General features: G+C 69.6%; 8 protein-coding genes. 1 reads left to right on the top strand and 7 read right to left on the bottom strand.

The genetic code is table 11. From position 1 onward, the window contains the following. Positions 1–234 precede the first annotated feature (234 nt). A complete protein-coding gene (locus tag IY392_RS16220) occupies positions 235–1,515 on the bottom strand; it encodes a cytochrome P450 (protein WP_194861779.1) in 1,281 nt (426 codons plus the stop codon). A 57-nt stretch (positions 1,516–1,572) separates the two neighbouring features. On the opposite strand from IY392_RS16220, the gene IY392_RS16225 reads away from it, so the two are divergent. Next, on the top strand, positions 1,573–2,226 hold the full coding sequence (locus tag IY392_RS16225) for a TetR/AcrR family transcriptional regulator (RefSeq protein WP_194861780.1): 654 nt from the start codon (positions 1,573–1,575) through the stop codon (positions 2,224–2,226). A gap of 16 nt (positions 2,227–2,242) precedes the next feature. Here IY392_RS16225 and urtE read toward each other — a convergent pair whose 3' ends face one another. The 6 genes from urtE to IY392_RS16255 all read right to left on the bottom strand — a co-directional run bounded on the left by urtE (position 2,243) and on the right by IY392_RS16255 (position 8,195). Next, the gene (urtE, locus tag IY392_RS16230) at positions 2,243–2,944 is read right to left on the bottom strand and encodes an urea ABC transporter ATP-binding subunit UrtE (protein WP_194861781.1); all 702 of its coding nucleotides are present in this window, start codon (positions 2,942–2,944) and stop codon (positions 2,243–2,245) included. Continuing rightward, a complete protein-coding gene (urtD, locus tag IY392_RS16235; RefSeq protein ID WP_194861782.1) occupies positions 2,941–3,762 on the bottom strand; it encodes an urea ABC transporter ATP-binding protein UrtD in 822 nt (273 codons plus the stop codon). Before urtD ends, urtE begins: the two co-directional genes overlap by 4 nt. Beyond that, on the bottom strand, positions 3,759–4,970 hold the full coding sequence (gene urtC, locus IY392_RS16240; RefSeq protein WP_228549527.1) for an urea ABC transporter permease subunit UrtC: 1,212 nt from the start codon (positions 4,968–4,970) through the stop codon (positions 3,759–3,761). The genes urtD and urtC overlap by 4 nt, the downstream gene beginning before the upstream one ends. Continuing rightward, positions 4,967–5,851, bottom strand: coding sequence for an urea ABC transporter permease subunit UrtB (urtB, locus tag IY392_RS16245; RefSeq protein ID WP_182612849.1), 885 nt, complete (start codon positions 5,849–5,851; stop codon positions 4,967–4,969). The genes urtC and urtB overlap by 4 nt, the downstream gene beginning before the upstream one ends. Before the next feature lie 84 nt (positions 5,852–5,935). Further along, positions 5,936–7,189 carry an urea ABC transporter substrate-binding protein gene (gene urtA, locus IY392_RS16250; RefSeq protein ID WP_107757185.1) on the bottom strand — a complete coding sequence of 418 codons (1,254 nt, stop codon included), beginning with the start codon at positions 7,187–7,189 and terminating at the stop codon, positions 5,936–5,938. Positions 7,190–7,346: 157 nt separating this feature from the next. Further along, positions 7,347–8,195 (bottom strand): urease accessory protein UreD, encoded by an 849-nt coding sequence (locus IY392_RS16255; RefSeq protein ID WP_194861783.1) that lies wholly within the window; start codon positions 8,193–8,195, stop codon positions 7,347–7,349. Positions 8,196–8,257: the final 62 nt, after the last annotated feature.

Consider the following 8,257-nt stretch of genomic DNA (forward strand, 5'->3'; position numbering starts at 1 on the left):
GGACCGGACGGGGTGGCGTGTGAAGTTCCCATGATGAGTCCTCGTGCAGCAGTGTGCGGACCCACCCGAGACGGCGCATCCGCCTATACGTGGTGACCTTACTCTTATGTGAGCACTGTGGCGGCGGGTTCTCACCGCCGATCAACCCCGGATCCCACCCCGCCTCCCACCCGTGACACCCTGTCCGGAACCCCGTCGCGAGACGCGCTCGCGGACATGATCGCGGCGAGCGGGTCAGCTCGGCGCAACGGCGAACCCCGTCGCGGGCAGCGAATGGAACCCTCTGGTGAACGGAGAGAGCGCCCTCACGGCCCCGCCCCGGTCCACCGTGACGGACGGGTGGGCCGCGTAGAGCTCCTCGACGGCGATCCGCGCCTGGAGCCGCGCGAAGTGCGAGCCGATGCAGAAGTGAGGGCCGCGGGCGAACCCCAGGTGCCCGGTGGTCTCACGGCGGATGTCGAGCTCCTCGGCGGTGGGTCCGAACTCGCGCTCGTCGCGGTTGGCCGAACCGTAGAGCATCATCACCTTCTCCCCCGCGGGGATCGTCACCCCGCCCACGGTCACCTCGCGCGTGGTCGTCCGCGCGAGCGCCTGCACGCTGGACTCGAAGCGCAAGCATTCGGTCAGCGCGCCGGGGATCAGTCCCGGGTCCGCCACGACCAGGCCCCTCTGCTGCGGATGGGCGTCCAGGAGCGAGACGGTGTGCGAGATGAGGTTGCCGGTGGTGTCGTTGCCTCCGGCGACGATCACGAAGCAGAACCCGAGGATGTCCCAGTCGTCCAGCCGCTCCCCGTCGACCTCGGCCTGCGTCAGCGCCGAGATGAGGTCCCCGCCCGGGGCCGCGCGCCGCTCGGTGATGAGCTCACCGAAGTATCCGAACATCTCCGCCACCGCGGTGGCCGCCCCTCCCTCGAGCCCCGCCGGGCGGAACCCCTCCTCCTGCAGGGTCGTCAGCGCGCTGACCCACGGGCCGAACCTCGGCCTGTCCGCGGCCGGCAGGTCGAACAGGTGCGCAAGCAGATGCGTGGGGATCTGCGCACTGAACTCGCGGTGCAGGTCGACCACCTCGTCGTCGTCGTCCTTCCCGGCCAGCTCCGCCAGTCGCCCACGGGCGAAGTCGCGGATGAGCGGCTCGGTCTCGGCGACGCGCCTGGGCGAGAACGCCTTGGCCAGCAATCGCCGCTTCGCGGTGTGCTCCGGGGGGTCCATCATGACGATGGTCGGGGCCAGCCCCAGCGTCTCGATCTCGTCCCGGTAGAAGGTCAGGCCACTGGCCGAGGAGAACGCCTCCGGGTCACAGACAGCGGCGTCCACGTCGGCGTAGCGCGACAGCGCCCAGAAGTCGGGGTGCGCCTCGGTGCCGTCCCCACGGTGGTGGTGGACCGGGTCGGTCTCGCGCAGCCACCGGTAGGCGGGATACGGATCTGCCAGGTGCGCGCGGTCGAACGGATCGAAGCCGGGCCTGGGCGGTGCTGACTCGGGCGGTGTTGATTCGGGCGGCGCGGTGCGGGTCATGGACCCAGTTAACACTCCCTGTTAAAAAAGCGGAAGAGGCGATCTAGACTCGGGCGGGTGCCCCGCTCCACCTCCCTGTCACCCCGGCCCCGCTCGTCCGCCACCCGAGAGGCCCTGTACCAGGCCGGACTGCGGCGCTTCGCCTCCGACGGGTGGCGCACGGCGCGGATCCGCGACATCGTCGGCGACGCCGGCCAGGGCAACGACTCGGCGATCAACTATCACTTCGGCGGTCGCATGGGCCTGCTGGAGGACGTTCTGCTCCGCGGGGTCCTGCGCATGGAGGACGAACGTCGGGCCGATCTGCAGAGGTGGGCGTCGTCGGCCCCGTCATCGGCCCCCGACCTGGCGGAGATCGTCCGGGCGGTGGTGTCGCCGCTGGCGGACCTGCTGGACGACGACGAGGGCCGGTGCACCCTCCGGGTGATCGCCCAGGTCGGGGCGCTCGCCGAGGTCGACCGCACCCTGACCGACCGACCGGTCGCCGGCACCGCACTGCATGACCAGCTCGAGATGCTCGTGTCCGCCGCCACCGCCCGCTGCGGACGGGACCTCGCCGGCCACCGGGTCCGGCAGCTCATCGTGATGCTCACCGCCGAACTCGCGGTGCGGGCCTGCGATCCCCCGGACTCCGCCCCACCCCACCGGGAGTACGTGGCCGACCTCGTGGACTGGCTCGCGGGGGGCCTGGCCCGGCCCGCGCCCGCGTGAGACGGGCCCGCCCGGATCAGATCGCCAGCGCCTCGGTGACCTCGTGGGCGGCGGTGTCGTCGGAGGCGCCCGAGTGGGTCACCCGCCCCGACTCCACCACGTAGAAGACGTCCGAGGCCCGCAGCGAGAACCCGACGTGCTGCTCGACCAACAGCACCGACAGATCACCACGGGACGCCAGGTCCACGATGATCCGCTCGATCTCGGCAACGACATTGGGCTGGATACCCTCGGTCGGCTCGTCCAGCACCAGCAGTCGCGGTTCGGTGATGAGCGCCCGCGCGATGGCCAACTGCTGGCGCTGCCCGCCCGAGAGCAGCCCGGCCTTCCGGTCCAGCAGGTCCTTCAACGCGGGGAACAGGTCCAGGGACTCGTCGATGAGCGCCTTGCCCCGCTTGCGGCCGTCAGCCACGACCCTCAGGTTCTCGGCGGTCGTGAGCTGCGTGAACGACTGCTGGCCCTGGGGTACGTACCCGATGCCCATCGCCACGCGGGCGTGGGGCTTGAGTCCGGTGATGTCCCGGCCGTCGAAGGTGATCCGACCGGCCTTGCACGGCAGCAGGCCGACGGCCGCCCGCAGCAGGGTCGTCTTGCCCGCGCCGTTGTGCCCGAGCACCGCGGCCACGCCCCCGGCGGGGACCTCCAGGTCCACCCCGTGGAGCACCTCGGACCCGCCGTACCCGGCGCAGACGCCCGACATCTGCAGTAGTGCGCTCATCGGTCTGACTCCCTCTCGGGTTCGGTGCCGGTTTCCAGTTCGGTGCCGGTGGCGGCCGCGGTGCCCAGGTACACCTGCTGGACATTGGGGTCGGCCTGGATCTCGGCCACCGTGCCCTCGGCGAGGACCTTCCCGGCCGCCAGGACGGTGACCGAGGTGGCGAAGTCGCGCATGAAGTCCATGTCGTGCTCCACCACCACCACCGTGCGTTCGGCGGCGATGCGCCTCAGCAGTTCGCCGGTGGCCTTGCGCTCCTCCGCCCCCATGCCTGCGACGGGCTCGTCGAGGAGCATCACATCGGAATCCTGGACGAGCAGCATGCCGATCTCCAGCCACTGCTTCTGCCCGTGGGCCAACACCCCGGCTTTTGTGCTGGCCAGGTGCTCGAGGCCGATCGTCTCCAGGGCCTCGGCGACCACCGTCGCGCGTCCCCGGCGGCGGCGGAGCAGGGTCAGCCATCCCCGACCGGAGCCGGCCGCGATGTCCAGGTTCTGCTCCACGGTGAGGTCCTCGAAGATGCTGGCCGTCTGGAAGGTCCGGCCGATCCCCATGCGGGCGATCTTGTGCGTCTTCATCCCCAGGACCGGCTGCCCGGTCTTGTCGACCGTCCCCGTCGCCGGGACGAGTCCGGTGATCGCGTCGACGACAGTGGTCTTGCCCGCTCCGTTGGGCCCGATGAGGAACTTGAGATCACCCTGGATCAGGGTCAGGTCCACACCGTCGACCGCGCGGAAGCCGTCGAACGTCACGGTGAGACCGCGGACCTCCAGGTAGGTCCGTCCCGTCCGCGCGCCGGTGGCCACAGCCGTGGGGGTCATGAGGTCTCCTCTGTGGTGGTGGATCCGGTGCCGGCGGGGGTCGCGCGGCCCGACTCGGTGGATGCGCGACGCCGGCGGATGACGAACAGGCTGGCCAGGCCGCCGGGCAGGAAGCCCACGACGACGATGAAGAGCACGCCCTGCAGGTAGGTCCACTGCGACGGGTAGGCCTCGGAGAAGGTCGTCTGCGCCCAGGCCACACCGATCGCCCCGAGGACCGGGCCGAGCAACGTGGCCCGGCCACCGATCGCGACACCGATGAGGAACGCGATCGACGGGGCGATGCCGATCGCCGAGGGCGAGATGATCCCGACGATCGGGACGAACAGCGCACCGGCGATCCCGGCCGCGAAGGCGGCGACCGCGTAGGCCAGGGATTTGACCAGGGCGGGGTCGTAGCCCAGGAACCTGACCCGCTCCTCCTGGTCGCGGACGGCGACGAGCAGCTCACCGAAGCGCGACTGCATGAACTGCCGGACCAGCAACACCACCCCGATGAGCGCGCCACCGGTGATGAAGTACAACATCTGACGGTTCGCCGGGTCCGACAGGGCGAAGCCGAAGAAGCCGGTGAACCGGTTGAGGCCGTTGGAGCCGCCGAGCTCGGGGCGGCTGACCAGGAAGATCGCGGCGGCTGCCGCGAGTGCCTGGGACAGGATCGCGAAGTAGGCGCCCTTGACCTTGCGGTTGAACACCAGGTATCCGAACCCGAAGGCCAGCAGGGGCGGCAGGAGCAGGATCACCGCGAGGGCGAACACCGGCGAGGCGAACGGCTCCCAGTACCCGGGCAGCGACCGCATCCCGGCGATCTGCATGAAGTCCGGCAGGGCGTCGGGCCCACCGCGATCGCGGGCGTCGGCGAGCTTGAGGTACATCGCCATGGCGTACGCGCCGACGCCGAAGTAGACGCCCTGGCCCAGGGTGAGCATCCCGCCCCGCCCCCACGCCAGCCCGATGCCGCTGGCGACGATGCCGAAGCAGAAGAACTTGGCCAACAGGTTGAGTCGGAACTCGCTGAGCAAAAGTGGGGCGACGCCGAAGATGAGGATCGCGGCGACGGCGAGCGCCGCCCAGAACACCCAGCGGGGACGTTCTCCCTCGGTGGTCAGCGCACCGGGCAGAGGTAGACGAGGCGGACGGAACCGACGTCCCGCCGCGGGATCGGCCGGGCCCCCGGCGGTGGTGCCGATGGTGGCGGTGTCGGTCATGCCAGGCTCCTGGTCTTGACGGCGAACAGCCCCTGCGGGCGGATCTGGAGGAAGACGATGATCGTCACGAAGACGAGCACCTTCGCCACGGACGCGGTCGTGGAGTATTCGAAGAACGAGTTGAGGATCCCCAGGGCGAAGGCGGCGATGACCGCGCCCCGCAGCTGACCGAGGCCCCCGACGACCACCACGAGGAAGGCGTCGATGAGGTACGACTGCCCGATGGTGGGGCTCGTCGACCCGATCAGGGTCAACGCCACGCCCGCCACGCCGGCCAGTCCGGACCCGATGAAGAACGTGGTCAGGTCGCTGCGGCGGGAGTTGATCCCGGAACTCTCGGCGAGATCACGGTTGAGTGTGACCGCCCGGATGCGACGCCCCATCGGGGTGAACCGCATCGCGGCCATCAGTGCGGCGACACACGCGACGGCCAGGAGGAAGATGAAGACGCGGGTGTACGGGACGGACGCCCCGAGCAGGACCATGTTTCCGCGCAGGAACTCGGGCACCTCGACGTTGACGGCGGGCGCGCCCCAGATGTCGCGCGCGACCTGCTGGAGGATCAGCCCGACGCCGAAGGTCACGAGCAGCGTGTCGAGCGGTCGGGCGTACAACCGTCTGATGAGCAGCACCTCGAGGATCACCCCGAGGATCCCGCCCACCACGAAGCCTGCCACCAGGGAGATCGCCAGACCCGCCCCGGAGGCGGCGACGAACTGCTGGATGACGTAGGCCGTGTAGCACCCGGCCATGATGAACTCGCCGTGCGCCATGTTGATGACGCCCATCTGCCCGAAGGTCAGGGACAGTCCGAGCGCGGCGAGCAGAAGGATGGAACCGATGCTCAATCCTGTCGCGAGTTGACCGATGATGACGTCCACACCGGCTCCTTTCTCCTGCATTCACCCCCCGCGGCGGCCCAAGTCGCCGGGGCCGCCGCGGGGGGTGGTGGACTAGTGACCAGGTCAGTTACCGGACAGGTCTCCGGCCCAGTCGTAGCCCTCGAGGAAGGGGTCCGGTTCGATGGGCTCGCCCGAACTCCACACCTCGTAGATCAAGCCGTCGGGGCGGATCTCCCCGACGAGCGCCGTCTTGGAGATGTGGTTGTTGTCCCCGTTGATCGTCACGGTGCCCTCCGGGGCGTCGAAGCTCACCCCGCCGGCGTTCTCCTGGATCTCGGCGACGTCGAAGCTGCCCGCCTTCTCGACGGTGTTCTTCCACAGGAACAGCGAGGTGTACGCCGCCTCCATCGGGTCGGAGGTGACCCTGTCCTCGCCGTACTTGGCCTTGAACGCCTCGACGAACGAGGTGTTCTCCGGGCTGTCGATGGTCTGGTAGTAGTTCCACGACGTGAGCTGGCCCTCGATATTGGCCGCGCCGATGCCCTGCACCTCTTCCTCCGCGATCGACACGCTGATCACCGGGGTGTTCTCGGCGGTGAGGCCGGCGTTGGTGTACTCGCGGAAGAACGCGACGTTGGAGTCGCCGTTGAGGGTGTTGAAGACCGCGTCCGGATCGGCGGTGCGCACCTTGTTGACGATCGTGGAGAAGTCGGTGGAGCCGAGCGGCGTGTAGTCCTCGCCGACGATCTCGACGTCGTTCGCCTCCGCCCACGCCTTGATGACCCGGTTGGCCGTCTGGGGGAACACGTAGTCCGAGCCGACCAGGTACATCGACTCCACGCCCTGCTCCTTGAGGTACTCGAGGCCGGGGACGATCTGCTGGTTGGTCGTGGCGCCGGTGTAGAAGATGTTCGGAGACGCTTCCAGGCCCTCGTACTGGACGGGGTAGTACAGCAGCGCGTTGGCGTCCTCGACGACCGGGAGCATGGCCTTGCGGGAGGACGACGTCCAGCCGCCGAAGATCGCGGCCACGCAGTCGCTGGTGATGAGCTTCTGGGCCTTCTCGGCGAAGACGGCCGGGTCGGATGCCCCGTCCTCGACCACCGTCTCGATCTGCTTGCCCATCACGCCGCCGTCGGCGTTGATCTGCTCCACGGCGAGCTCGACCGAGTCGCGTACCGTCCTCTCGGAGATCGCCATGGTGCCCGAGAGCGAGTGCAGCGACCCGATCTTGATGGTGTCACCGGAGGTGTCCACACACGATTCTGCGGAGGCTGCGGCGGTGTCCGAGGTCCGGTTACCACAAGCGGTGAGAGCGCCGGCCCCGAGGACCACCAGTGCGGCGGCGGCGACGGTGCGTCTGGAGATGGGATTCACGCGGGTTTTTCCTTGCCGTGGGCGGGCGGTCGATGGCCCCCGCTTCTCGGGGATCGACGCTCGGTGAAACCAAAGTTATGAGTTCCATGTGAGCCGCACGGTTCCCCTGTGTTTCGTACGTGTTGCCCAAGTCCACCTTCAGTGAACCCTGCGTTTCTCAACCCTTGCGTAGATCGGGCGCCGACGCCCCCAGGACGTGCCGACGCGCGGCGGACCACGCCGCGCGCATCACGTCCTCGACCGCCTCCGGGGTGTCGCCGACAGCCCGGAGCCACGCCCCGCACCCCTCGGGCAGGGTGCTCACACCACCGCGGACCTCACCTCGGCGCACGGCGGCCGAGGAGTCGACAGCCGCCCGCATCGGGTCCGCCAGGTCCGTCGCCGGCCCCGGCGCCAGGACGAACAGGGTGCCGATGGCATCGGATCCGCCGGTGACCAGGTCGTCGTCGAACCCCCCGACCATCCGGGTGGCGTCCACCACCACCGGGGTGCCGTCGGGACGGGCGATCTCGACCCGCGAGACCAGCGCGTCCACCGCCCACCGCTCACCGCGGGCCACCCGGCCTGCGGTGAGGACGTCGGAGACCACCAGCACCGCGTCCTCGGGGACCGTCGCCCGCAGGGTCTGCTGGAACCGGCTCCCGGCGTACGGGATGAGGGGGTCGGGAACCCACTCGCACACCGCCCCGGCGCCCAGCGTCAGCGTGACGTCCTGGGTCGCGTACCCCGCGTCCATGCGGTGGATCCTTGTGGCGGCCTGGGTGGTGATCAGCGCATGGGACCGGTCGGCGAGTTCGACGTCGATGTCCAGCCTGTCGCCGCCGACCACTCCCCCGCCGGTGGACATGAGATACGTGACCGGCACGTGCGGCAGTCCCGGGTCGACGTACAGCGGACGCATCACCTGTAAAGGAGACTTCTGGTAGCGATCGGCCAGGACCGTCCGCCCGTCGGGGCCGAACCGGAAGTGCAGGTCCAGGACGCCGACCTTTCCCGGCGATCCCACCGGGAGCGACCCCGCGGCCGACCCCGGTCACGTCTGGCCGGCCGTGGCGTCCGGCCCGGGAC

Source organism: Dietzia sp. SYD-A1 (genome assembly GCF_015356725.1).
Taxonomy (GTDB): domain Bacteria; phylum Actinomycetota; class Actinomycetes; order Mycobacteriales; family Mycobacteriaceae; genus Dietzia.

Excerpts from the sequence above, each read along its gene's own strand:
- urtE (WP_194861781.1), bottom strand. The coding sequence starts at position 2,944 with ATGAGCGCACTACTGCAGATGTCGGGCGTCTGCGCCGGGTACGGCGGG.
- IY392_RS16220 (WP_194861779.1), bottom strand. The coding sequence starts at position 1,515 with ATGACCCGCACCGCGCCGCCCGAATCAACACCGCCCGAGTCAGCACCG.
- urtC (WP_228549527.1), bottom strand. The coding sequence starts at position 4,970 with ATGACCGACACCGCCACCATCGGCACCACCGCCGGGGGCCCGGCCGAT.
- urtD (WP_194861782.1), bottom strand. The coding sequence starts at position 3,762 with ATGACCCCCACGGCTGTGGCCACCGGCGCGCGGACGGGACGGACCTAC.